This is a genomic window from Stenotrophomonas sp. SMYL89, assembly GCF_036319985.1.
In the GTDB taxonomy this organism is placed as follows: Bacteria; Pseudomonadota; Gammaproteobacteria; order Xanthomonadales; family Xanthomonadaceae; genus Stenotrophomonas; species Stenotrophomonas maltophilia_Q.
Genome location: NZ_JAWIRW010000007.1, coordinates 143,686 through 167,147 on the forward strand (window position 1 = coordinate 143,686; position 23,462 = coordinate 167,147).

The 23,462-nt window shown below is 67.1% G+C and carries 21 protein-coding genes, 1 other RNA gene and 2 pseudogenes; 5 read left to right on the forward strand and 19 right to left on the reverse strand.

The genetic code is table 11. The features are described 5' to 3' along the window. Positions 1 to 177 precede the first annotated feature (177 nt). Entirely contained in the window at positions 178 to 1,134 is a 957-nt protein-coding gene (locus tag V3B41_RS11180; RefSeq protein ID WP_005408087.1) for a M23 family metallopeptidase, read from the reverse strand. Positions 1,135 to 1,146: 12 nt separating this feature from the next. Here V3B41_RS11180 and V3B41_RS11185 point away from each other — a divergent pair, with 12 nt between their 5' ends. Continuing rightward, on the forward strand, positions 1,147 to 1,596 hold the full coding sequence (locus tag V3B41_RS11185) for a DUF721 domain-containing protein (protein ID WP_197619757.1): 450 nt from the start codon (positions 1,147 to 1,149) through the stop codon (positions 1,594 to 1,596). Between the two features lie 282 nt (positions 1,597 to 1,878). Here the strand turns inward: V3B41_RS11185 and lpxC are convergent, their stop codons facing one another. The 15 genes and pseudogenes from lpxC to mraZ form a co-directional block, all read right to left on the reverse strand. Beyond that, on the reverse strand, positions 1,879 to 2,790 hold the full coding sequence (gene lpxC / locus V3B41_RS11190; RefSeq protein ID WP_004143722.1) for a UDP-3-O-acyl-N-acetylglucosamine deacetylase: 912 nt from the start codon (positions 2,788 to 2,790) through the stop codon (positions 1,879 to 1,881). A gap of 192 nt (positions 2,791 to 2,982) precedes the next feature. Next, positions 2,983 to 4,218 carry a cell division protein FtsZ gene (ftsZ, locus tag V3B41_RS11195; protein ID WP_049428898.1) on the reverse strand — a complete coding sequence of 412 codons (1,236 nt, stop codon included), beginning with the start codon at positions 4,216 to 4,218 and terminating at the stop codon, positions 2,983 to 2,985. A 161-nt stretch (positions 4,219 to 4,379) separates the two neighbouring features. After that, on the reverse strand, positions 4,380 to 5,615 hold the full coding sequence (ftsA, locus tag V3B41_RS11200) for a cell division protein FtsA (protein WP_005408083.1): 1,236 nt from the start codon (positions 5,613 to 5,615) through the stop codon (positions 4,380 to 4,382). Positions 5,616 to 5,686: 71 nt separating this feature from the next. Then, a pseudogene (locus tag V3B41_RS11205) lies at positions 5,687 to 6,361 on the reverse strand (cell division protein FtsQ/DivIB); the annotation flags it as partial. Next, on the reverse strand, positions 6,358 to 7,320 hold the full coding sequence (locus tag V3B41_RS11210) for a D-alanine--D-alanine ligase (protein WP_049428900.1): 963 nt from the start codon (positions 7,318 to 7,320) through the stop codon (positions 6,358 to 6,360). The pseudogene V3B41_RS11205 and the gene V3B41_RS11210, both read right to left, overlap by 4 nt. Next, the gene (murC, locus tag V3B41_RS11215) at positions 7,317 to 8,753 is read right to left on the reverse strand and encodes a UDP-N-acetylmuramate--L-alanine ligase (RefSeq protein WP_049428901.1); all 1,437 of its coding nucleotides are present in this window, start codon (positions 8,751 to 8,753) and stop codon (positions 7,317 to 7,319) included. The genes V3B41_RS11210 and murC overlap by 4 nt, the downstream gene beginning before the upstream one ends. A 40-nt stretch (positions 8,754 to 8,793) precedes the next feature. Then, positions 8,794 to 9,879 carry an undecaprenyldiphospho-muramoylpentapeptide beta-N-acetylglucosaminyltransferase gene (murG, locus tag V3B41_RS11220; protein WP_049428902.1) on the reverse strand — a complete coding sequence of 362 codons (1,086 nt, stop codon included), beginning with the start codon at positions 9,877 to 9,879 and terminating at the stop codon, positions 8,794 to 8,796. Further along, positions 9,876 to 11,195 (reverse strand): putative lipid II flippase FtsW, encoded by a 1,320-nt coding sequence (gene ftsW, locus V3B41_RS11225; RefSeq protein WP_049428903.1) that lies wholly within the window; start codon positions 11,193 to 11,195, stop codon positions 9,876 to 9,878. The genes murG and ftsW overlap by 4 nt, the downstream gene beginning before the upstream one ends. A 1-nt stretch (position 11,196) precedes the next feature. Beyond that, positions 11,197 to 12,282 (reverse strand): phospho-N-acetylmuramoyl-pentapeptide-transferase, encoded by a 1,086-nt coding sequence (mraY, locus tag V3B41_RS11230; protein WP_049428904.1) that lies wholly within the window; start codon positions 12,280 to 12,282, stop codon positions 11,197 to 11,199. After that, on the reverse strand, positions 12,272 to 13,666 hold the full coding sequence (murF, locus tag V3B41_RS11235) for a UDP-N-acetylmuramoyl-tripeptide--D-alanyl-D-alanine ligase (RefSeq protein WP_049428905.1): 1,395 nt from the start codon (positions 13,664 to 13,666) through the stop codon (positions 12,272 to 12,274). The genes mraY and murF overlap by 11 nt, the downstream gene beginning before the upstream one ends. After that, complete coding sequence (locus V3B41_RS11240; protein ID WP_049428906.1) at positions 13,663 to 15,171, reverse strand: UDP-N-acetylmuramoyl-L-alanyl-D-glutamate--2,6-diaminopimelate ligase; 1,509 nt, start codon at positions 15,169 to 15,171, stop codon at positions 13,663 to 13,665. The genes murF and V3B41_RS11240 overlap by 4 nt, the downstream gene beginning before the upstream one ends. Further along, positions 15,168 to 17,012 (reverse strand): penicillin-binding protein 2, encoded by a 1,845-nt coding sequence (locus tag V3B41_RS11245; RefSeq protein WP_049428907.1) that lies wholly within the window; start codon positions 17,010 to 17,012, stop codon positions 15,168 to 15,170. The genes V3B41_RS11240 and V3B41_RS11245 overlap by 4 nt, the downstream gene beginning before the upstream one ends. After that, the gene (gene ftsL / locus V3B41_RS11250; RefSeq protein WP_005408074.1) at positions 17,009 to 17,272 is read right to left on the reverse strand and encodes a cell division protein FtsL; all 264 of its coding nucleotides are present in this window, start codon (positions 17,270 to 17,272) and stop codon (positions 17,009 to 17,011) included. Before ftsL ends, V3B41_RS11245 begins: the two co-directional genes overlap by 4 nt. Beyond that, complete coding sequence (rsmH, locus tag V3B41_RS11255; protein WP_010481940.1) at positions 17,269 to 18,237, reverse strand: 16S rRNA (cytosine(1402)-N(4))-methyltransferase RsmH; 969 nt, start codon at positions 18,235 to 18,237, stop codon at positions 17,269 to 17,271. The genes ftsL and rsmH overlap by 4 nt, the downstream gene beginning before the upstream one ends. Before the next feature lie 14 nt (positions 18,238 to 18,251). Beyond that, positions 18,252 to 18,698 (reverse strand): division/cell wall cluster transcriptional repressor MraZ, encoded by a 447-nt coding sequence (mraZ, locus tag V3B41_RS11260; RefSeq protein ID WP_004143635.1) that lies wholly within the window; start codon positions 18,696 to 18,698, stop codon positions 18,252 to 18,254. A 323-nt stretch (positions 18,699 to 19,021) separates the two neighbouring features. Between mraZ and V3B41_RS11265 the strand changes: the two genes are divergently transcribed. Then, positions 19,022 to 19,798: an NRDE family protein gene (locus tag V3B41_RS11265; protein WP_329861123.1), complete on the forward strand. Its 777-nt coding sequence runs from the start codon at positions 19,022 to 19,024 to the stop codon at positions 19,796 to 19,798. 101 nt (positions 19,799 to 19,899) lie between these two features. After that, positions 19,900 to 20,379 carry a DM13 domain-containing protein gene (locus V3B41_RS11270; RefSeq protein ID WP_049428908.1) on the forward strand — a complete coding sequence of 160 codons (480 nt, stop codon included), beginning with the start codon at positions 19,900 to 19,902 and terminating at the stop codon, positions 20,377 to 20,379. 89 nt (positions 20,380 to 20,468) lie between these two features. On the opposite strand, the gene rnpB is transcribed toward V3B41_RS11270, so the two are convergent. Together rnpB and V3B41_RS11280 are read right to left on the reverse strand one after the other, a co-directional pair. Beyond that, positions 20,469 to 20,820: RNase P RNA component class A (gene rnpB, locus V3B41_RS11275), an RNA gene on the reverse strand. A 13-nt stretch (positions 20,821 to 20,833) separates the two neighbouring features. Next, positions 20,834 to 20,992: a hypothetical protein gene (locus V3B41_RS11280; RefSeq protein WP_157804763.1), complete on the reverse strand. Its 159-nt coding sequence runs from the start codon at positions 20,990 to 20,992 to the stop codon at positions 20,834 to 20,836. Here V3B41_RS11280 and V3B41_RS11285 point away from each other — a divergent pair. Continuing rightward, the gene (locus V3B41_RS11285; RefSeq protein WP_049428909.1) at positions 20,991 to 21,593 is read left to right on the forward strand and encodes a type IV toxin-antitoxin system AbiEi family antitoxin domain-containing protein; all 603 of its coding nucleotides are present in this window, start codon (positions 20,991 to 20,993) and stop codon (positions 21,591 to 21,593) included. The genes V3B41_RS11280 and V3B41_RS11285 overlap by 2 nt on opposite strands. An 89-nt stretch (positions 21,594 to 21,682) precedes the next feature. Continuing rightward, a pseudogene (locus tag V3B41_RS11290) lies at positions 21,683 to 22,360 on the forward strand (nucleotidyl transferase AbiEii/AbiGii toxin family protein); the annotation flags it as partial. A 221-nt stretch (positions 22,361 to 22,581) separates the two neighbouring features. Here V3B41_RS11290 and rsmI read toward each other — a convergent pair. After that, positions 22,582 to 23,400, reverse strand: coding sequence for a 16S rRNA (cytidine(1402)-2'-O)-methyltransferase (rsmI, locus tag V3B41_RS11295; RefSeq protein WP_005408070.1), 819 nt, complete (start codon positions 23,398 to 23,400; stop codon positions 22,582 to 22,584). Positions 23,401 to 23,462: the final 62 nt, after the last annotated feature.

The following is a 23,462-nucleotide window of genomic DNA, read 5'->3' on the forward strand; positions in this document are numbered from 1 at the left end:
CGCCTGGCGCCCTGTCGATGGCAACACCCATTGTAGCTTGGGACGGGCGGCTGAGGTTTCAACCCTTTGGCGATGGGGTCAGGGCCCTTCCGCGCTGCGGAAGGGATCCGACCCCGTGCGGGATCGGGGTCGGATCCCATTCGCCATGGCGAATGGGCTCTGACCCCAGGCCTGGGATCAACCGCGGCTGATGCGCCCGACCGGCGTGTTGCCGCCGTCGCCGAGGAACTTGCGCGGGTTGACCACGTTGCCGTTCTCCCACACCTCGAAGTGCACGTGGGCGCCGGTCGAACGGCCGGTGGAACCGGCCTTGGCCACTTCCTGGCCCGCACGGACCAGGTCACCGGCCTTCACCACCAGGCGCGAATTGTGCGCGTAGCGGGTGACGTAGCCATTACCGTGGTCGACGTCGACCACGTTGCCGTAGCCGCCCTTCACACCGGCGAAGCTGACCACGCCCTCGGCCACGGCCATCACCGGGTCACCGACCTTGGCGTGGAAATCCATGCCCTTGTGGGTGGCGGCACCGCGGCCGAACGGGTCGGCACGGGTGCCGAAGCCGGAGGTCACGTAGCTGTTGCGGATCGGCATGCGCGAGGGCACGGCGTTCTGCTGCAGCTGGTGGTCGAACATCAGCGATTCCATCACCGACAACTGGCGGCCTGAAGCAGCGAAGCGCTGCTCCAGCACCTGTAAGTCGGCGTTGACGTCCTTGACCGGGATGTCGCTGGTCGGGCCGCCGGCATCGCCATCACCGAGGCCGGGGGTCTCGTTGAAGTCGAATTCGCCGTCTTCCAGCTTGCCCATCTGGGTCAGCCGTTCGCCAAGGGCGTTCAGGCGGGTGGCCTGCGCCTGCAGCTCGCCGAGGCGGGCCGCCAGTGCGTTGACCTGGGTCTGCGCATCGCGCTTGACCTTGGCCAGTTCCGCATCCTGGCGCTCGACCTTGGCCTGCAGCCGGGAATCATTCAGCGCGCTGGCGCCAATGCCGCCAGCAAGGCCGATAATGCAGCCTACCCCGAGCACGCTGCCCAGCAGGGCACGGGGGCGGTCCTCGAAATAGAACCGCAAACGCGCGATCGGCGACGACTTGGCCTGTCCTTCACGCGTTTTGATTACGATCTTTTTGAATGCCATCAGTGAGTTTTCATGTCTGAGCCGAAATCCAGCGTTCGCCCCGCGTCAGTGCCGAAGCCGGCGCTGGATGCGGTGATGGCGGACAAAAGCGGGAACCCGCTGCGGCGTGCCTTGTGGCTCGACGCGCTGGACCGTCAGTTGCGCCCCCAGTTGCCGCCAGCTCTGCGCAGCCGTTGCCGGCTGGCCAATGTGGACGGGGAACACCTCGTTTTTCTCGTCGAGTCCCCGGTCTGGCATGCCAAGTTGCGGCTTGCCGAAGCCCAGTTGCTCGACGCGGCCCGTTCCATCGGGCTGAAGGCCACCAGGGTGACCATCAAGACTGCGTCCACCACTCCCTCACGCTCCCCAGCGATCGACAACCGGAATGGCCCCCACGCAGTTTCAGCCGCCACGCACAAAGGGCTACGCGACGCCTTGGCTTGCCTGCAGGACGTTCCTTCGAAGCCGAAGAAGCGGTCCTGACGGCAACGGAGCATCCGGCTCCGCTCCCCGTCGCGCGTGTCACCACGGCGTGAAACATTTCGGGGGCCGGGTCGCATCCTAGCTGCCATCCGGGGGCCTGTCGTTAGATTGTTGTTAAAACAACGTTAAATTCAGGCTTCCGATCCAACAGGTTCACAAAACCGTGATCTCGAACCGACCTTGATGGCCGTCAAGCATGCTGAATGCGATACGGGCCGCGGAAACGACAACGCCGCCCTTCCGGGCGGCGCTTTTGTCTTTAAATTCACCAGCCTGCAGGAATCAGGCGTAGGCCGGCGTGGCGTATTCCACCGGATCCGGCGTCGCCGGCGAGTCGAAGCTGACCCATTCCCAGGCGGTGGCGTCGGCCATCAGTGCCCGCACCAGCTTGTTGTTGAGCGCGTGGCCGGACTTGAAGCCCTCGTAGGCACCCAGCACCTGGCCACCGGCCAGATAGAGGTCGCCGATCGCGTCGAGGATCTTGTGGCGCACGAATTCGTCGGCGTAGCGCAGGCCGTCTTCGTTGAGCACGCGGAACTCGTCCAGCACGATGGCGTTGTCCATCGAACCGCCCAGGCCCAGGTTGCGCTCGCGCATGTATTCCAGGTCGCGCATGAAGCCGAAGGTGCGCGCGCGGGAGATTTCCTTGGTGTAGGCCAGCGTCGAGAACTCGATTTCCTGGCGCGACTGCTTGGCCGGGATCATCGGGTGGTCGAACTGGATGGTGAAGCCCAGCTTGTAGCCCTCATAGGGGGTGAAGCGAGCCACCTTGTCGCCCTCGGTCACTTCCACGGTCTTCAGCACGCGGATGAAGCGCTTGGGCGCATCCTGTTCCACGATGCCCGCCGACTGCAGCAGGAACACGAACGGGCCGGCCGAACCGTCCATGATCGGCAGCTCGGCCGAGGACAGTTCGACGATGATGTTGTCCACACCCAGGCCGGCCAGCGCCGACATCAGGTGTTCGACGGTCTGGATCTTGGCGTCGTTGCAGGTCAGGCCGGTGCACAGGGTCACTTCGGTGACCAGCTCGGCCTTGGCGGGCACTTCCACGACCGGGTCCAGGTCCACGCGGCGGAACACGATGCCATGGTTGACCGGTGCCGGGCGCAGGGTCATGTAGACCTTGTCACCGCTGTGCAGGCCAACGCCAGTGGCGCGGATCGTGTTCTTGAGGGTGCGTTGCTGGATCATGGGGGATGGACCGGAAGTGACACATTAGATTAACACGCACGGTCCCCTACCCCGGCTGAAAGGCAGGCAGGACACACCGGCGCGCCAATGGGACGCACATGAAGCGGGGCGGCCGGGCCCATCCTGGCCCGGCGCCCGCGTTTTCAGGACATGGTGGCGCAACCCGGGGAGGACAACCCCGGGCCGCCCCGCTTAGTCCGCCTGGCGGCGCAGGAACGCCGGGATGTCCAGGTAATCGTTGGGCAGTTCAGCGGCCGCCGGAGCCGAAGCGGCCGGAGCCGACGGCGCAGAAGCGGAAGCGGTGTCGCTGCTGGCACGACGCAGGCCCAGGCCCATGCCGCCCACGGCCTTGGACACGGCGTCGCCGCCGTTGTCGAAGTCGCCGAATTCCGGCTGGCCGGTGGTGGCGTTGCGCACCAGCTTGATCGGCGCACGTTCGCCCGGACGCTGGGTCTTGCTGGCCGACACGCGGTTCAGGCCGGTGGCAACCACGGTCACGCGCACTTCGTCCTGCATGTCCGGGTCGAGCACGGTGCCGACCACGACGGTGGCGTCTTCCGAAGCAAAGCCGTCGATGGTGCGGCCGATCTCGTCGAACTCGGCCATGGTGAAGTCGGCGCCAGCGGTGATGTTGACCAGGATGCCGTTGGCACCGGCCAGGTTCACATCGTCCAGCAGCGGGTTCTGGATGGCCGATTCGGCCGCGGCCTGGGCGCGGTCATCGCCACGGGCGGTGCCGGTACCCATCATCGCCAGGCCCATTTCGGACATGACGGTGCGCACGTCGGCGAAGTCGACGTTGATCAGGCCCGGACGCACGATCAGGTCGGCGATGCCCTGCACGGCGCCCTGCAGCACGTCGTTGGCGGCACGGAAGGCCTGGATCATGGTCGCGTTGCGGCCCAGCACGGTGATCAGCTTCTCGTTCGGGATGGTGATCAGCGAGTCGCAGTGCTGGCTCAGTTCCTCGATGCCCTTCAGCGCCACCTGCATGCGGCGACGGCCTTCGAACGGGAACGGCTTGGTGACCACGGCCACGGTCAGGATGCCCATTTCCTTGGCCAGCTGCGCCACCACCGGTGCAGCACCGGTGCCGGTGCCGCCGCCCATGCCGGCGGTGATGAACACCATGTCCGCACCCTGCAGGGCGTCCATGATGCGCTCACGGTCTTCCAGCGCGGCCTGGCGGCCGACTTCCGGGTTCGCGCCTGCGCCCAGGCCCTTGGTCACGTTGGTACCCAGCTGCAGCTGCAGCTTGGCACCGCAATTCTTGATGGCCTGCGAGTCGGTGTTGGCGGTGATGAATTCCACGCCATCCACTGCCGAGTTGACCATGTGCGCCACGGCATTGCCGCCGCCGCCGCCCACGCCAACCACCTTGATCACCGCATTGGGTGCCATCTTTTCGATCAGTTCAAAATGCGCCATGTCCGTGTCCTCGTTGTATCCGCTTGTCGGTGGCATGGACGGTCGGGCCTCCTGCCTTCGCGTGTCATGTTGCCGATGCGGCTGTGTGGGTTGTGTGTTGCGTTGTTACCGTCTATTGCAGGTACTGCGGCCGGGCATGCCCGGGTGTTGCAGGTTCGGCGTCAGAACTCGCCGCGGAACCAGGTCTTGAGTTTCTTGAACATGCTTCCGGCGCGCCCGGTCGGCAGCGACGGCCGCCGCGGGTGCTCGATCTGGCTGCCCATCAACAGCAGGCCCACGCCGGTGGCATGCACCGGGTTGCCCACCACTTCGCCCAGCCCGGTGACGTGCTGCGGGATGCCCACGCGCACCGGCATCTGCAGCATTTCCTCGGCCAGCTCGACCACGCCTTCCATCTTCGAAGCGCCACCGGTCAGCACCATGCCGGCACGCACCAGTTCCTCGAAGCCGGAGCGGCGCAGTTCGGCCTGCACCATCTCGAAGATTTCCTCGTAACGGCCCTGCACCGCCTGCGCCAGCGAATGGCGCGGCATGCGGCGCGGCGGGCGGTCGCCCACCGACGGCACCTGGATGCTTTCCTCGGCGGTAGCCAGCTGGGCCAGGGCGCAGGCGTAGCGCACCTTGATCTGCTCGGCTTCCGGGGTCGGCGTGCGCAGCATGTGCGCGATGTCGTTGGTCACGTGGTCGCCAGCGATCGGCAGCGAGGCGGTGTGGCAGATCGCGCCCTGCACGAACACGGCGATATCGGTGGTGCCGGCGCCCATGTCGACCAGCACCACGCCCAGCTCGCGCTCGTCGGCGGTCAGCACCGCCACGCTTGAGGCCAGCGAGGACAGCACCAGGTCGTCCACCTGCAGGCCGCAGCGCTGCACGCACTTGCTGATGTTCGCCGCGGCCGACTGTGCGCACACCACCAGGTGCGCATGCACCTCCAGGCGCACGCCGGTCATGCCGACCGGGTTGCGGATGCCTTCCTGCGAGTCGTCCAGCACGTACTCGCGCGGGATCGCATGCAGGATCTTCTGGTCGGCCGGGATCGCCACCGCCTTGGCCGCATCGAGCACGCGATCCAGGTCGCCCCAGGTCACTTCCCCGTCGCGGATCGGCACGATGCCCGGCGAGTTCTTGCACTGCACGTGGTTGCCGGAGATCGAGGCGTACACCGAGCGGATCTCGCAGCCGGCCATCAGCTCGGCTTCTTCCACCGCGCGCTGGATCGACTGCACGGTCGATTCGATGTCCACCACCACGCCGCGCTTCAAACCGCGCGACTCGTGCGAGCCGATGCCGATCACTTCGATCGGGTTGCCCGGCGAATACTCACCCACCAGCGCCACCACCTTGGAGGTGCCGATGTCCAGGCCAACGATCAGCGATTTGTCACCCTTGCGATTCATGTCCTTTCCTGCGTCCTGCTGGCCGGGGTCGCCGGCGTTTTCGCCGGCGTGGCCGGGGTACCCCAGCTCAGCGTGAAACCATTGGTGTAACGGAGGTCGGCGCGCTCGATCGGCGCGTCCTGGCGGTTCAGCTGCGGCAGCACCTTGACGAAGCGCTGCATGCGCGAGCGCGCGTCGTCACGGCCCACCACCACTTCGGTGCCGTTGCTCAGCACCAGCGACCAGCTGCCGCGTGCATCCATCGTCACCCGGCGCACATCGACGCCGGCGGGTGCGAACAATGCACGCGAGTCGCTGTACAGCTTCATCACTTCTTCGGTCTGGCTGTCCGGACCGTCCAGTTCCGGCAGCGCCAGGTCGGCCAGCTTCTTCGGCGTGGGGAACAGCTTGCCCTGCTCGGAGACCAGGCGATCGCTGCCCCAGCGCGCGAATGGCTTGTGCTCGACCAGGGTCACTTCCAGCACATCCGGCCACTGCTTGCGTACCCGCGCGCTTTCCACCCACGGCAGCTTTTCCAGTGCGTCCTGGGCATCCTGCAGCTTGACCGCGAAGAACCCGGCGCGCGCATACGGCAGCAGTACCTGCTGCAGCTGCTCGGCCGGTACACGCTTGAACTCACCATGCACGCGCAGCTTCGCCAGCGGCCAGCGCTCGGCGCCGACCCAGCCATTGACCACGGCCACCACCGGCAGTGCAACCACCGACAGCGCCAACAGCCAGACGAAGATGCGCAGCACCGCGTTCATGCGTGCGAGGCCTCCAGGGTCTGTTCCAGCACGCGCCACACCAGCTCTTCGAAGCTGATGCCGGCCTGGCCGGCCGCCTTGGGTACCAGCGAATGGCTGGTCATGCCCGGCGCGGTGTTCACTTCCAGCAGGAAGAAGCGGCCGCTGCTGCGATCACGCATGACATCCACGCGGCCCCAGCCACGGCAACCGGCAGCGCGGAACGCGGCCAGCGCGATGCGCCGGATTTCTTCTTCGTCCTCACCGTCCAGGCCCGGGCACAGGTACTGGGTGTCCTCGGCGATGTACTTGGCGTTGTAGTCGTACCACTGGCCCTTGGGCACGATGCGGATCGACGGCAGCGCGACGTCGCCGAGGATGGCAACGGTCAGTTCGTCGCCGACCACCATCTGCTCCATCAGCAACTGGCCGTCGTAGCGCGCGGCCAGCGCCACGGCCTCATCCAGACCGGCATCATCGGTCACCCGGCTGATGCCTACGCTTGAACCTTCGTTGGCCGGCTTCACCACCACCGGCAGGCCCAGTTCGGCCGCCAGCCGATGCACGTTGGACGCGTCGACCTTCCGGTACTGCGGGGTCGGCAGGCCCAGCGACAGCCACACCTGCTTGGTGCGGATCTTGTCCATGCTCAGCGCCGAGCCCAGCACGTCCGAACCGGTGTACGGCACGCCGAAGGCGTCCATCAGGCCCTGCACGATGCCGTCCTCACCGCCACCGTTGTGGCCGTGCAGGATGTTGAACACGCGGTCGATGCCGCCAGCGGCCAGCGCCTTGGCCAGCGCCGGGATGCCGTCCACGGCGAACGCATCGATGCCGCGCGACTGCAGCGCTTCCAACACGTTGCGGCCGGAGTCCAACGACACTTCGCGCTCGCTGGAACTGCCGCCCAGCAGCACGGCGACGCGGCCGAACACGGCCGGGTCGGTCACGCGCAGCGGCGGGAAGGTCAGCGTGCTCACGCTTCACCCTCCGCCTTGAAACCTTCCACGGCGATATGGCTCGCGACGGCACCAATATCGCCCGCCCCCATCATCAGCAGCAGGTCACCGTCCTGCAGCACGTCCGGCAGCACGCTGGCCAGTTCGGCAGCCTTGCCCACCACCACCGGCTCGCTGCGGCCGCGCGCGCGGATGGCACGGGCCAGCGCGTGCGAATCGGCACCGGCAATCGGTTCCTCACCGGCCGGGTAGACCTCGCTCAGCACCAGTGCATCGACGCTGGACAGCACGGCGGCGAACTTGTCGAACTGGTCGCGGGTACGGCTGTAGCGGTGCGGCTGGAAGGCCACCACCAGGCGCTTGTCGGCCCAGCCTCCACGGGCGGCGGCGAACACCGCTTCCAGCTCGCTCGGGTGATGACCGTAGTCATCGATGATGCGGACCTTGGCACCGCTGGCGGTGGTTACTTCGCCCAGATCGTTGAAGCGACGGCCGACACCGGCAAATGCTTCCAGCGCGCGTGCGATGGCATCCGGGGCCACGCCCAGCTGCCAGCCCACTGCGGCGGCGGCCAGTGCGTTCAGCACGTTGTGCCTGCCCGGCAGCGCCAGCACCACTTCCTGGCTGGTGCCCTGCGGCAGGCGCAGGGTGAAGCGCATGCGCGAGCCTTCCTGCACCACGTTCTCCGCGCGCACATCCGCCTGCGGGCTCATGCCGTAGCTCATCACGTGGCGCGGGGTCTTGGCGGCCAGTGCGGCCACTTCCGGGTCGTCGATGCACAGCACCGCCAGGCCGTAGAACGGCAGGCGCTGCAGGAACTCGGCGAACGCGGCCTGCACGCGGGCGAAGTCGTTGCCGTAGTTCTCCAGATGATCCGCATCGATGTTGGTGATGATCGACATCAGCGGGTTCAGGCGCAGGAAGCTGCCATCGCTTTCGTCGGCCTCGGCCACCAGCCACTGCCCACCGCCCAGCTTGGCGTTGGCACCGGCGGCCAGCAACTGGCCACCGATCACGAAGGTCGGGTCCAGGCCCCCTTCGCTCAGCACCGCAGCGGTCAGGCTGGTGGTGGTGGTCTTGCCATGGGTACCGGCCACGGCGATGCCACGGCGGAAACGCATCAGCTCGGCCAGCATCGCTGCGCGCGGCATGATCGGAATGCGCTGGCTGCGCGCTTCCATCAGTTCCGGGTTGTCTTCGCGGATGGCGCTGGAGACCACCACGCAGTCGGTGCCCAGCACGTTGGCCGCCGAGTGGCCGCGCATGATGCGCGCACCCAGGCTGGCCAGGCGGCGGGTCGCCACGTTGTCGGCGTTGTCCGAGCCGGACACTTCATAGCCCAGCGTCAGCATCACTTCGGCGATACCGCTCATGCCGGTGCCGCCGATGCCGACGAAATGCACGCGCGGGAATGCGCGCACCAGGTCGTTGGTGTCGTGCAGGCGGCGGATCATGCGCGGCCTCGCGCAGGGCAGGCGCGGTGGCATGCCTTCTTCATACAGCTTCCTCAAGAATGATATCGGCGATGCGCTCGGCGGCATCGACCTTGGCCAGGGCACGCGCGGCTTGCGCCATCTGCATGCGGCGGGCGGGATTTTCGGACAGATCGCGCAGCAGTGCGGCAATGCCGTCGGCCAGCGTTCCGTCCTGCTTCAGCAATACCGCCGCACCGCGCTCGACCAGGTACTCCGCATTGCGGGTCTGGTGATCGTCGACGGCAGCGGGGAATGGCACCAGCACGCTGCCGACACCGACCGCGCACAGCTCGGCCAGCGTGGACGCGCCGGAGCGGCATACGACCAGGTCGGCCCAGGCGAAGGCCTCGGCCATGTCAGCGATGAACGGCGTGATTTCAGCCTGCACGCCGGCCTTGGCATACGCCTCGACCGCCTCGGCATGCATCTTCTCGCCGCTCTGATGGCGCACCTGCACCGGCACGCCGGCGCCCAGCGCGGCAATCGCCTGCGGCACGCCGGCATTGAGTGCACGTGCACCCTGGCTGCCACCCACCACCAGCACGCGCAGCGGGCCGTGGCGGTGGGCGAAGCGTTGTTCCGGCGGTGCGATGGCGGCGATTTCCGCACGCACCGGATTGCCGACGAACTCCTCGCGCGCGGCGAAGGTGCCCGGGAAACCGGTCAGCAGGCGGCGCGCATAGCGCGACAGGATGCGATTGGTCAGGCCCGGTGCGCGGTTCTGCTCATGCACGATCAACGGCAGGCCATGCAGGCGCGTGGCCATGCCACCGGGGCCGGAGGCAAAGCCACCGAAGGCCACTACTGCACGCGGCTGGCGCTTGCGGATGATCATGCCGGCCGCACGCAGCGCACGCATCAGCCGCCACGGCGCAGCCAGCAACGCCAGCTTGCCCTTGCCGCGCAGGCCGGTGATGGCCAGCGTGTCGATCGCGATGTCGTGCTGCGGCACCAGGCGGGTTTCCATCGCGCCTTCGGCGCCCATCCAGGTAACCGGCACGCCACGCTCGCGCAGCACGCGGGCCACGGCCAGGCCGGGGAAGATATGACCGCCGGTACCTCCGGCCAGGATCATCACCGGGCGGGCGCTGGAAGCGCTGCTCATGACAGCCTCCCGAAGGTCGGTTCGATGCGCGACTGCAGGCGGCTGGTGCCACGCGCAGCGTTCGGCGCAGCGGCAGCCACCGGCTCGGCGCTCATCGGGACGCTTGCGGCCACCGGCGCGGCCGGCTCGTCGCTCGGCTCGGCAGCAACGTCTTCGGCGCCACCGATGCGCACGGCCTGGCGGCGCTCGGCGCGCTTGAGTTCATAGGACACGCGCAGCAGCAGGCCCATCGCGACGCAGGTCATCAGCACCGACGAGCCGCCGGAGGAGATCAACGGCAGGGTGAGGCCCTTGGTCGGCAGGATGCCCAGGTTCACGCCGATCGAAACAAAGGTCTGCATGCTGATCCACAGGCCGATGCCGAAGGCGATGTAGCCGGAGAAGTGGCGCTTCATTTCCACGCAGCGCATGCCCAGCCAGAAGGTGCGGCCGACCAGCAGCGCGTACAGGGCCACGATCACGCAGGTGCCCAGGAAGCCGAATTCCTCGGCGGTGACCGAGAAGATGAAGTCGGTGTGCGCTTCGGGCAGGTAGTACAGCTTCTGCACCGAATTGCCCAGGCCGACGCCGGTCCACTCGCCACGGCCCACGGCCATCAGCGCGTTGGACAGCTGGTAGCCGTCGCCCTGCTGGTCGGCCCACGGGTCCAGGAAGGAGGTGATGCGGCGCATGCGGTACGGCTCGATGATCGCCAGCGCGCTCATGCCGACCAGGCCGATGATCACCGGCATCGACATGCGCGGCATGTTCACCCCGCCCAGCACCAGCATGCCGGCGGTGATCGCCAGCAGCAGGGTGGACGAACCGAAGTCGGGCTGCAGCAGCAGCAGTACCACCAGCGCACCGGCCACGCCCAACGGCTTGAGCATCGCCGGCCAGGTCGCGTTGACCTCGTCGCGGAAACGCACCAGGTAGCTGGACAGCCACACGATGTAGAGCACCTTCACCGCTTCGACCGTCTGGAACTTGGAGATGCCCAGGTTGATCCAGCGGCGCGCACCGTTGACGGTGCTGCCCAGGCCGGGCATGAACACTGCCAGCAGCAGCACGAAGCAGCCCAGCAGCAGCATCTGGTTGTACTGCTCGATGGACTTCAGCTCGGTGCGGGCGGCGATGACCGCCAGCACGATACCCACCGCCAGGAAGATCAGATGGCGGTTGAGGTAGTAGAACGGACTGCTCATCAGCGCGATCGAGCTGGACGCCACCATCACCACGCCCACGCCGGTGAGCGCGATGATCGCGCCCAGCAGCCACTTGTCGTAGCTGCCTTCGATGGCTTCAAGGCGCGTTGCCTGGCGGGACAGGTCGTTCATCTCAGCGCACCTTCAACGTGGCCAGGCCGATCAGCACGAGCACGACGGAGATGATCCAGAAGCGCACGATCACGCGCGGCTCCGGCCAGCCCTTCAGTTCGAAATGGTGGTGGATCGGCGCCATGCGGAACACGCGCTTGCCGGTCAGCTTGAACGAGGCGACCTGGATCATCACCGACAGCGTTTCGATGACGAACACGCCGCCCATGATCACCAGCACCAGTTCCTGGCGGGTGATCACCGCGATCGTGCCCAGCACCGCGCCCAGCGCCAGCGCACCGATGTCGCCCATGAAGACCATGGCCGGATAGGTGTTGAACCAGAGGAAGCCCAGGCCCGCACCGGCAATGGCCGCGCAGATGATGACCAGCTCGCCGGCACCCGGAATCTGCGGGATCTGCAGGTAGTTGGCGAACACCGCGTTGCCCGAGGCATAGGCGAACACGCCCAGCGCGCAGGCCACCAGCACGGTGGGCATGATCGCCAGGCCGTCCAGGCCGTCGGTCAGGTTCACCGCGTTGGAGAAGCCGACGATCCAGAAGTAGGCGATAGCCACAAAGCCGATGCCGGCCAGCGGCAGCGCGATCGACTTGAACATCGGGATGTAGAAGGTCAGCGCTGCCGGTACATCTGCCGTGTAGAACAGGAACAGGCCCGCGGCCAGGCCGAAGATCGACTGCAGCAGGTACTTCCAGCGCGACTTCAGGCCGTTCGGATCGCGACGGACGATCTTGATCCAGTCGTCATACCAGCCGATGGCACCGAAGCACAGCATCACCGCCAGCACCAGCCACACGTAGCGGTTGCGCAGGTCGGCCCACATCAGCACCGACAGGGTGATGGTGAGCAGGATCAGCGAACCGCCCATGGTCGGCGTACCGGCCTTGGAGAAATGGGTCTGCGGACCGTCCTTGCGGATCGGCTGGCCGCCCTTGAACTGGGCAAGCTTGCGGATCATCGCCGGGCCGAGCCACAGCGACAGGAACAGCGCCGTCAACGCGGCAAGGATGGCGCGGAACGTCTGGTAGTTGAACAGCCCGAACAGGCTCTCCAACTGCTGCAACCATCGAGCCAGTTCATACAACATGCGGGGATTCCTCTCCTTGCGCCAGCAGCGCTTTGACGATCAGGTCCATGGCACTGCCACGGGAACCCTTGACCAGGCAGCGCACACCAGCGTGCAACTCATCCTGCAGCGCCTGTGACAGCGCACCATGGGTAGCGAAATGGCGACCACCTTCACCGAAGGCGGCCGCAGCGGCGGCACTGAGCGGACCCAGCGCATACAGCCGCTTCAACCCGGCAGCGCGTGCGCGGATGCCCGCCTGCGCATGCAGCGCCTCGGCATCCGGGCCCAGCTCGCGCATGTCGCCCAGCACCAGCCAGCCCTCTTCCGGGGCGGCGGCCAGGGCATCGATGGCCGCAGCCAGCGAGCCGGGATTGGCGTTGTAGCTGTCATCCACCAGCACCGCGCCGTTGCGCAGCTGATGGGCGATCTGGCGGCCCGGCACCGGCTGCGCTTCGGCCAGGCCGGCGGCAATCAGCGCCAGGTCGACGCCCGCGGCCAGCGCCAGGCTGGCCGCGGCCAGCGCGTTGCTGACGTTGTGGCGGCCCGGCAGGCCGAGCACCACGCGGGCTTCGCCGGCTGGCGAAACCAGGGTGAACTGGCTGCCCTGCGCGCCGGCGCGAATGTCGCGCGCGGTCACGTCGGCGGTATGTTCCAGGCCGTAGCGCAGCACGCGGCAACGCGGCGGGGTGCCGACGAAATGCTGTTCGAACCAGCGGCCGTAGGCATCGTCGACATTGATCACCGCCACGCCATCAGCCGGCAGTGCGGCATAGATTGCCCCCTTGGTCACTGCCACGCCGAGCAGGCTGCCCATGCGTTCCAGGTGTGCCGGGGCGATGTTGTTGACCAGCGCATAGCGCGGGCGGGCGATGTCGGTGAGGTAGGCGATGTCGCCCGGCTTGCCGGCGCCCATCTCGTAGACGGCGTAGTCGGCATCTTCCGGCGCATCGATCACCGCCAGCGGCAGGCCGATCTCGTTGTTGCGGTTGCCCGGGTTGGCGTAGACCACCTTGTGCGCGTGCTGTGCCACCTGCTGCAGGATCGACAGCAGCAGGCTCTTCACGCTGGTCTTGCCGTTGCTGCCGGTGATCGCGAACACCTCGGTGCCGCGGTCACGCTGCATGCCGGTGGCGATCTTCGCCAGCGCCAGTTCGCTGTCAGCCACCAGCACCTGCGGCAGTTCGATGGGCAGCAGGCGCTCGACCAGCAGCGCGCTGGCACCACGGGCCAGCGCGTCGGCAGCGAAATCATGGCCATCGAAACGTTCGCCGCGCAGCGCCACGTACAGGCTGCCCGGGCCAAGGCTGCGGGTGTCATGGCTGACCGCATCGATGGCCACGTCGTCGCCGTGGATCTCGCCGCCGGCCCAATGTGCGATCAGCGAAAGCAGGGTGCGCTTCATGCGGCGCCCTCCCCGGCCTGCGAGCTCAGAACACCGGCCTTGGCAGCCAACGCAGCGGCCGCCACTTCGGTGTCGTCGAAGTCATGGCGCACGCCATTGACCTCCTGGTACGGCTCGTGGCCCTTGCCGGCAATCAGGATGATGTCGCCGGCACCGGCGCGCTTCACCGCCAGGCCGATCGCACGCGCGCGGCTGCGCTGCACGGTCACCGCCTCGGCGTTCTGGAAGCCGGCCAGGATGTCGGCCACGATCACGTCGCCATCCTCGCCACGCGGGTTGTCGTCGGTGACGATGACCTGGTTGGCCAGGCGCTCGGCGATCGCAGCCATCTGCGGACGCTTGCCGGTATCACGCTCGCCACCGCAGCCGAACACGCAGAACAGCGTACCCTGCAGATGGCCGTGCAGGCTGTCCAGCGCCTGTTCCAGCGCGTCCGGGGTATGTGCGTAATCGACCACCACGGTCGGCAGGCCGTCTTCGCCGCCGAGGCGGTTCATGCGGCCACGGATCGGCTGCAGCGCCGACAGCACCTCGGCGATGCGCGGCAGCGGCTGGCCCTGCGCATGCAGGGTACCGGCCACCGCCAGCAGGTTGTCCACGTTGAAGCGGCCCAGCAGCGGCGACTGCACCGCCGCACGCTGGCCGTCGATGACCAGTTCGAACGCAATGCCACGGCCATCCAGCTGCAGCGCCTCGGCGCGCACGCTGGCCTCGCCGGCACCACGCGAGCTCAGGCCGATCGGCTGCACGCCCGCCGGCAGGCCGGCGAACAGCTGGCGGCCGAAGGCGTCGTCCAGGTTGATCACCGCCGCCTTCAGGCCCGGGCGATGGAACAGCCGTGCCTTGGCCGCGCCATAGCTGGCCATGTCGCCGTGGTAGTCCAGATGGTCGCGGGTGAGGTTGGTGAACACCGCCACGTCGTAGTGCACGGCATCCACGCGGCCCTGGTCCAGCGCGTGCGAGCTGACTTCCATCGCCACCGCGCGCGCACCGGCGTCGCGCAGCTGCGCCAGCAGCGCATGCATCTGCAGCACCAGTGGCGTGGTGAAGCCGGTCGGTTCAACCGCACCATAAAGTCCGGCGCCCAGCGTGCCGATACTGCCACTGGGCGTACCGAGCAGGTGCCAGGCCTGGGCCAGCAGCTGCACGGTGGAGGTCTTGCCGTTGGTGCCGGTCACGCCGACCATCGCCATCGCCCGCGACGGTGCGCCATGGAACTGGTCGGCCATTGCGCCCATGCGCGCGCGCAGGCCCGGCACCGCAATCGCATCGGCCGGGGCCGGCAGCTCGGCAGGTGCCGGCGGTTCGAACAGGATGACGCCGGCACCAGCCGCGCGGGCCTGCTCGACAAAGCCCAGGCCATGTGCGCCGAAACCGGCGATGGCGACGAAGGCATTGCCGGGGCGCACGGCGCGGCTGTCCAGCACCAGGCCGGTCAGAACGGGATCATGGCCCGCCAGGGCCACGTCCGGAAGCAACTGCGAAAGCAACATCGAAGGACTCATTGCGTGCCTCCCGTAGCGGGCGGCGTCTGGGCATGCGCGCTGGGCAGCGCAGCATCGAATTCAGCGGCGGCATCCACCGGCAACGCGGCTTCGGCCGGCGGCGCAGGCAGGATCGAGGCCGAGTGGCCGACCTTGCCGGACTGCTGCGCGGCCAGCCACGACTGCAGGTCGTCCAGCGGCACGTCCATCAGGCGCAGGGTGCCTTCCATCACGTTGTGGTAGACCGGCGCCGACACCAGGCCGCCGTAGAACTTGCCGGCCTGCGGGTCGTTGATGACGATGACGGTGGCGAAGCGCGGGTTGGTGGCCGGCACCACGCCGGCAAACAGCGCGTTGTAGTGGCCGCGCTCGTAGCCGCCGGGGCCGGTCTTGCGCGCGGTACCGGTCTTGCCGGCCACGCGGTAACCCAGCACCGCTGCCTGCTTGGCGCCACCCTGGGTAACCACCGTTTCCATCATCGCCACCACCTGCCTGGCGACGTTCTCGTCGATGATCTGATGCGCTTCGTTGCGCTGGCCCTTGACAAAGGTCGGCGCGATCAACTTGCCGCCATTGGCCAGCGCCGAGTAGGCGGTGGCGATCTGCAGCGGCGTCACGTTCAGGCCGTAGCCGTAGGACATGGTGGTCTTGGTGGCACCGTCCCAGTTGGCCGGGCGCCGCACCACGCCACCGGATTCACCCGGGAAGCCGCTGTGCGGCACCGAGCCGTAGCCGAAGCGGCGCACGCCGTCGTAGAACACCTGGTCCGGCATCTTCGCCGCAACCTTGGCCGCGCCGATGTTGGAACTGCGGGTGATCACGCCGGTCACGTTCAGCACGCCGTTGTTGCGTGGCACGTCGCGGATGGTGAAGCGGGCTACCTGCATGTAACCCGGGTTGGTATCGATGATGGTGTCCTTGGTCACCGCACCGGCCTGCAGCGCGGTGGCGATGGTCAGCGGCTTCATCGTCGAACCCGGCTCGACCAGGTCGGTCACCGCACGGTTGCGGCGCGCATCGGGCAGCGCGCCGGTCAGCGAATTCGGGTTGTAGGTCGGCAGGTTGACCATGGCCAGGATCTCGCCGGTGGTCACGTCCATGATCACCATCGAACCGCCGGCCGCCTTGTTGGCCACCAGCGCGTTGCGCAGTTCCTTGAACGCCAGGTACTGGATGCGGCGGTCGATGCTGAGGGTCAGGTCCTTACCCGGTTCAGCAGCGCGCAGCAGATCGCTTTCGACGGTCTCGCCCTTGCGATTGCGGATGACCCGCTTGGCGCCGGCCTTGCCGCGCAGCCATTCGTCGAACGCCAGCTCAAGGCCTTCCTGGCCGCGGTCGTCGATGTTGGTGAAGCCCAGCACGTGCGCCATCGCCTCACCCTGTGGGTAGAAGCGGCGGAACTCGCGCTGCGCGGCCACGCCCGGAATCTTCAGCGCGACCACCTTCTCTGCCTCGTCCGGATTGATCCGGCGACGCAGGTACATGAATTCCTTGTCCGACTTCTGCGACAGGCGGCTGCTCAGCTCATCCACCGACATGCCGACCGCCTGGGCCAGCTCCGGAATGCGCTCGGGCGAACGCAGCAGGTCCTGCGGGTTGACCCAGATCGACGCGACCGGGGTGGACACCGCCAGCGGCTCGCCGTTGCGGTCGGTGATCATCCCGCGCGAGGTCTTGATCGGCAGCTCGCGCAGGTAACGGGCCTCGCCCTGGCGCTGGTAGAAGTCGCTGTTGATGATCTGCACGTAGGCGGCACGACCGACCAGCGACACCGAGCACAGGCCAAGCGCCAGCGCGACCCAGCGCAGGCGCTGGCGCAGGTTGAAGGCGTTGCGCGGGCGGTTGCGGCCGGTCTTGCTCATGGCCGCACCACCACGATGTCCCCTGCTTCGGGGAACTTCATGCCGAGCTTTTCGCGGGCGATGCGATCGACGCGGTTGGCTTCGGCCAGCGTGGCCTGTTCCAGCTGCAGGCGGCCGAATTCCAGGTTGATGTCATCGCGCTTGCGTTCGGCGCGCGACAGCTCGATGAACGTCTGCCGATGACGGTGACGCACGAACACGACGCCGATCGCCGAGGCCACGGTCGAGGCCAACAGGATGATCAGCAGCAGCCGGCTCATGCGTCGGCCTCCCGCTTCTGGGCCACGCGCAGCACGGCGCTGCGGGCGCGCGGGTTGGCGGCCAGTTCCTCGTCGGTGGCCTTGATGGCACCGCCGATCAGGTCCAGCGTCGGCACGAACGCGACCGCCTCGGGCAGGCGGCGGTTGGCCGGCGGCGCCTTGGCCAGGCGGTTCATGTACTGCTTGACGATGCGGTCTTCCAGCGAATGGAAGCTGATCACCGCCAGGCGGCCACCGGGCTTGAGCCGCTCCACCGCCGCATCGAGGCCGGCTTCCAGATCGGCCAGCTCGCGGTTGATGTGGATGCGGATGGCCTGGAAGCTGCGCGTGGCCGGATGGATCTTGTCCTTGCCACGTGGCATCACCGAGGCGATCAGCTCGGCCAGCTCGGCAGTACGGGTGAACGGCTGCTTCTCGCGGCGCGCCACGATGGCACGCGCGATGCGGCGGCTCTGGCGTTCTTCGCCATAGGTCCACAGCACGTCAGCGATCTCGCGGTCTTCCACGCGGTTGATCCACTGCGCGGCGCTTTCGCCGCTGTCCGGGTCCATGCGCATGTCCAGCGGGCCGTCCTTGCCGAAGCTGAAGCCACGTTCGGCCACGTCCAGCTGCGGCGACGACACGCCCAGGTCGAAGAGCACGCCGTCCAGGCCTTCAGCCGTCGCATCCCACTGCAGCAGCTGGGCGAAGCTGCCACGGAAGATGGACACGCGCGGGTCCGGCGCGAAATCGCGCTCGGCAACGGCGATGGCTTCCGGATCCTTGTCCATGACCAGCAGGCGCCCCTCGGGACCGAGCTGGGTGAGCACGCCACGTGCATGACCGCCACGACCGAACGTGCCATCCAGATAACGTCCGTTTTCGATCACCCTCAGGCCTTCGATGACCTGGGTGTACAGGACCGGCAGGTGCACCGCCGGCGACTGCGACACCGGAAGGTGACCGGCCTGCGCTTCTGGGCGCATCCGGGCACCCCGGCTCACAACTTCAGGTCGAGCAACCCATCACCCAGATCCTCGTCAGACAACGTCTGCTGGATCAGGGCCCGATGCGCCTGCTCGCTCCACAATTCGAACTTGTCGCCCATACCGAGCAATACCGCCTTCTTCTCAATGCCCACCGCACCGCGGTGGCTGGCGGGGATGCTGATGCGACCGTTGCCGTCCAGCTCCAGATGGGCGGCCGAGCCGACCAGCTTCTGCTGCAACAGGCGTACGACGCGCTGGGTGTTGGGCTTGGACATGACGTCGTCGCGGACCCGCTCCCATTCCGACTCTGCATACAGCCACAGGCAGCCGGCTTCGAACGGGTTGTAAGTCAGCACGAGACGGTTGTTGCTGGCGCGCGCGACGAGGTCGCGGTAAGCGGTGGGAACCGCCATGCGCCCTTTATCGTCAACTGTGATGGCCGTCTCGCCCTGGAACACGACGCGTGCACCTATCCTTCGCCCGGTGAAACATTGAACCACGAAAACCCACAAAACACCCGGATTTCCCTCTGATGCCCACCTTAGCAGCGGCCGAAGGGTTGTCAACAACTTTTCAGCGGGGAAATCGCCAGCCGCATCAATGGCTTGCAACAACCTTTAGAGAATTGTTCAAGGCTTATCCACAAGTTGCTGATCCGTCTCAATTTTTGAGATTGAACGGAAGTTCAGGGCTGTGGACAGGGCGTGAAACATCTCCCGCGCATTCATCCGGAACCGGGCGGAAACGCCGCCGGACTGCGCAAACGATGCACAATGAGGCCATGTGCCTGCTCGCTCTTGGCTGGATGCACCACCCGCGCTGGCGGCTGGTGATGACCGGCAACCGTGATGAGTTCCACGCCCGCCCGACCGCCGCGCTGGCCCCCTGGCAGGATGAGACCTCCGTCATCGGGGGGCGCGACCTGCGCTCCGGCGGTGGCTGGGCCGGCGTTGGTGCCGGCGGCCGCATGGCCGTGGTCACCAATGTCCGCGATCCGCTGGCCGCACAGACCGGCCCGTCCCGGGGGGCGCTGGTGGCCGACTTCCTGCGCGGCCGCGACCCGGCCGCCGTGCATATCGACCGGCTGGCCATCGTGGCGGGCGCATATGCGCCCTTCAACCTGCTGCTGGCCGATGGCGACAGCCTGGAGTACCTGGGCAACCACCCGGCCGAACGCCAGCGCCCGGGCCCCGGCGTGCACGGCATGTCCAACGGCGCACTGGACGCGCCGTGGCCGAAGACCCGCCGGCTGATGGCTGCGCTTTCCGCCTGGCTGAAGGAAGACGGGGTCAGATCCCTTTCCCAAGAGGAAAGGGATCTGACCCCGCTCTGGAATGCTCTGGCCGATGAACACCGCCCGGCCGACAGCGACCTGCCCGACACCGGCATCGGCCTGGAGCGCGAGCGCTGGCTGAGCCCGGCCTTCATCCGTGGCGACGACTACGGCACCCGCGCCAGCACGGTGCTGTTGATCGACGCCCATGGCCACGGCCAGATCCACGAGCGCCGCTTCGGCCCGCAGGGTGTCGCCCTCGGCCAGAGCCAGGTCGATTTCTGAGCCTGTACCTGTTTTCTGTGTCTATAAATGTCTGCACGCACGTCACACGATGACCCGGCGCGATCCTGCCGCGCGCCCCACCGATCCACAGGGAGTCATCGATGCGCCGTGTCTTCGTACTTGCCGTCACCCACCTGCTCGCCCTCGGCCTGGGCTTCGGCCTGGGCATCTACCTGCTGCCGATCCTGATCGCCCCAGACGACCCGCCGGTCGCGCAGGTGCAGGCGGCGATGGGCGACGCCCGTTACCACACCACCTTCCGTCGCGACCTCAAGGGCAGCGACGCCGTGCACTGGGCCGACGGCAAGGTCAGTGTCAGCGCGCGCCAGGTCGCGTTCGACGGCAAGATGGGCCCGGGGCCGGACTACAAGGTCTACCTGGTGCGCGACTTCGTCGACAACAAGGCCGACTTCCTGAAGATCAAGGCGCAGGCCCAGCGCATCGGCGAGGTGAAGACCTTCAACCGGTTCCTGGTGGAGGTGCCTGAGAGCGTCAACGTGGACGACTACACCACCGTGGTTGTGTGGTGCGAAAGGTTCGAGCAGTTCATTTCCGCAGGGCAGTACCGCACGCCGGGTTGAACAACATCCCAAGCATCTGGGCGGAGAGCAGCCGAGCATGGCTCGGCTCTACTGTAGAGCCGAGCCATGCTCGGCTTACCGTAAGAAAGAGGCGGAGCCGGCCGATAAGCCGGGTTCTGTCGTGGACAGTCATTCCTCTAGGCGTTACGTCACCGCAACGCTCAAGCAACCTACCCGGATCCAACGCGGGCCGCGCCAAAGGATCCCTATTTGGTCTTGCTCCAGGTGGGGTTTGCCGTGCCGGTCTGTTGCCAGACTCGCGGTGCGCTCTTACCGCACCATTTCACCCTTACCGGCCTTCCGAAGAAGACGTAGGCGGTATCTTTCTGTTGCACTTTCCGTCGGCTTGCGCCGCCCAGGCGTTACCTGGCACCTTGCCCTATGGAGCCCGGACTTTCCTCGGCACCCCCGAAGGGATGACGCGACTGTCTGGCCGGCTCCGCCAGCGCGCATTCTAGCGCACGCGGGTGGTTCCTGCCGCGTTGATCGCGGCGCGTCGTTCATCCATCCACGCGTGGCGTGGATCTACCTCGCCGGAAATGGCCCGGCACCAGATGTTCCATTTTGCCGGTTGATATTGAAAACAACCTGCATTATGGAACAATGCCGCCATGGGAAATGCTGAGGCCAGGGCACGAAAGCTACTGCAGCGCGCAGGCACGCTGCGCGCGCGCGAACTGGTGGCTGCCGGAATCGCCCGTGCGCAACTGGCGCGCCTGGTCGACGCCGGCGCACTCATCCGGATGTCCCGCGGCGTCTACGCATTGCCAGGAAAAGCCCGCGGCGACACCGACGATGGACTGCGGATCATTGCCGAACGCCTGCCGCACCCCCGTCTGTGTCTGTTGAGTGCGCTGCGCCTACATGGGCTGACCACCCAGGCGCCGTTCGAGATCTGGGCAGCCATTGGCAACAGTGACCGCGCGCCCCGCATCGACTGGCCGCCGCTCCGGGTGGTCCGCATGTCGCCAACGACACTCAATGCAGGACTGGAAGAACGTCGCGTGGGCACGCGCTGCATCTACGTCAGCAACGTTGCCAAAACCGTCGCCGACTGCTTCAAGTACCGCAATCTCGTTGGCCTCGATGTCGCTATCGAGGCGTTGCGTGACGCGCTTCGCAGCCGCGCCACGACCCCAAACGCACTGATGGAGTATGCGCGGATCTGCCGCGTTGCCAGACTGATGAGACCGTACCTCGATGCCCTGGCGTGACCCACTCCCTGCCGCTCCCCCAGCGCGTTGCTTCCATCCGGCAACGGCTGCTCGATCTCGCACGCAGCCGCAACGAAGACTTCCAGTTCGTGCTGGACAGATTCGCCGTTGAACGCCTGCTCTACCGGCTCTCGACCTCATCCTTCCGCGACCAGTTCCTGCTGAAGGGCGCCCTGCTGTTCGTGGCCTGGTTCGATGCACCACACCGGCCCACACGGGATGCCGATTTCCTCAGATTCGGCAGTGCTGAGCCCGACCATCTTCTGGACATCGCACGCGCGCTCTGTGCAATGGCAAGCGACGACGGCCTGCGTTTCGATCCAGCCAGCATCACCATCGAAGCTACCCGCGAAGACGCTGCATATGAGGGGCTGCGCCTGCGCCTGATCGCCTATTTGGGCCGAGCGCGCTGCCATGTGCAGTGGGATGTGGGGTTTGGCGACGCGGTCACCGCCCCACCTCCGGAAATTGCCTATCCGGTGATGCTGGATGGCTTTCCGCCACCTTGCCTGCGCGTCTACCCACGCGAGACGGTGTTCGCCGAAAAGCTGGAGGCCATTGCCGCCCTCGGCATTGCCAACAGCAGGATGAAAGACTTCTTCGACCTGCTGGCACTGGCGCGCGAGGACGCCATGGATCGCCCCGGCCTTGCAGCCGCCATTGCTGCGACCTTTGACCGACGCGGCACCCCTGCACCGACGCCGCTGCCGTACGGGCTGACCCAGGCGTTCGCCAGGGATGCCCAGAAGCGGGCTCAGTGGCGCGCGTTCCTGCGCAGGAATCGCCTGCGTGCCGCTGAGCTTTCCTCCGTGGTTGCCGAGATTGCCATTATCTGCGTGCCCTGGACGGCATCGCACCGGGCTGAGGCCGGACGGCGCACCCCGGGGTGCGGATCCGGGTGGGGTTCATTCATCCACGCATGGCGTGGATCTACCGATGCCGCGCCGATTCCGCCTTGGTGGGTGCGGACCTTGGTCCGCACGATCCATCAACTCCCGTACAACGCCTTGCGCGGCGCACCGGTCAACTCGGCCGCCAGCTTCGCCGCGGTCGACGGCGGCAGATGCTCGCTCAGCTTGGCGTACACACGGCGGCCATGCGCCAGTTGCGCTTCCTCATCATCGCCGGCGCCCTGCACCATCACCACGAACTCGCCCTTGCGCTGGTTCTCGTCGGCTTCCACCTTGGCCAGCAGGCCGGCCAGGTCGCCATCAAGCACGGTCTCGAACAGCTTGGTCAGCTCGCGTGCCAGCACCGCCGGGCGCTCGCCGCCGAAGATCGCCGCCATGTCCGCCAGCGATTCGGCGATGCGGTGCGAGGATTCGTAGAACACCATCGTGCGCACTTCGCCGGCCAGCGCCTGCAGGCGGTCGCGGCGGCCGCTGGCCTTGGCCGGCAGGAAGCCTTCGAAGCTGAAGCGATCGCTGGGCAGACCGGCCACGCTCAGCGCGGCGATGGCAGCGCAGGCCCCGGGAATCGGGCTGACCTTGATGCCAGCCGCACGGGCAGCACGCACCAGGCGGAAGCCGGGGTCGCTGACCAGCGGGGTGCCCGCATCGCTCACCAGCGCCAGCGACTCACCCGCCTGCAGGCGCGACACCAGGCGCTGCGACAGGGCCTCTTCATTGTGTTCGTGCAGGGCCACCAGCGGCTGCTGGATGCCGAAATGGGACAGCAGCTGGCCGCTGCGGCGGGTGTCCTCGGCACAGATGGCCGCCACCGAGCGCAGCACCTCCTGCGCGCGCGGGCTCAGATCGGCCAGGTTGCCGATCGGGGTGGCGACGACGTACAGGGTTGGGACACTCATTTCAGCGGTACTCACGGGGCAAGGGTAGAATCGTAGCGTGTACCCGGCCAAGGCCGCTGCCC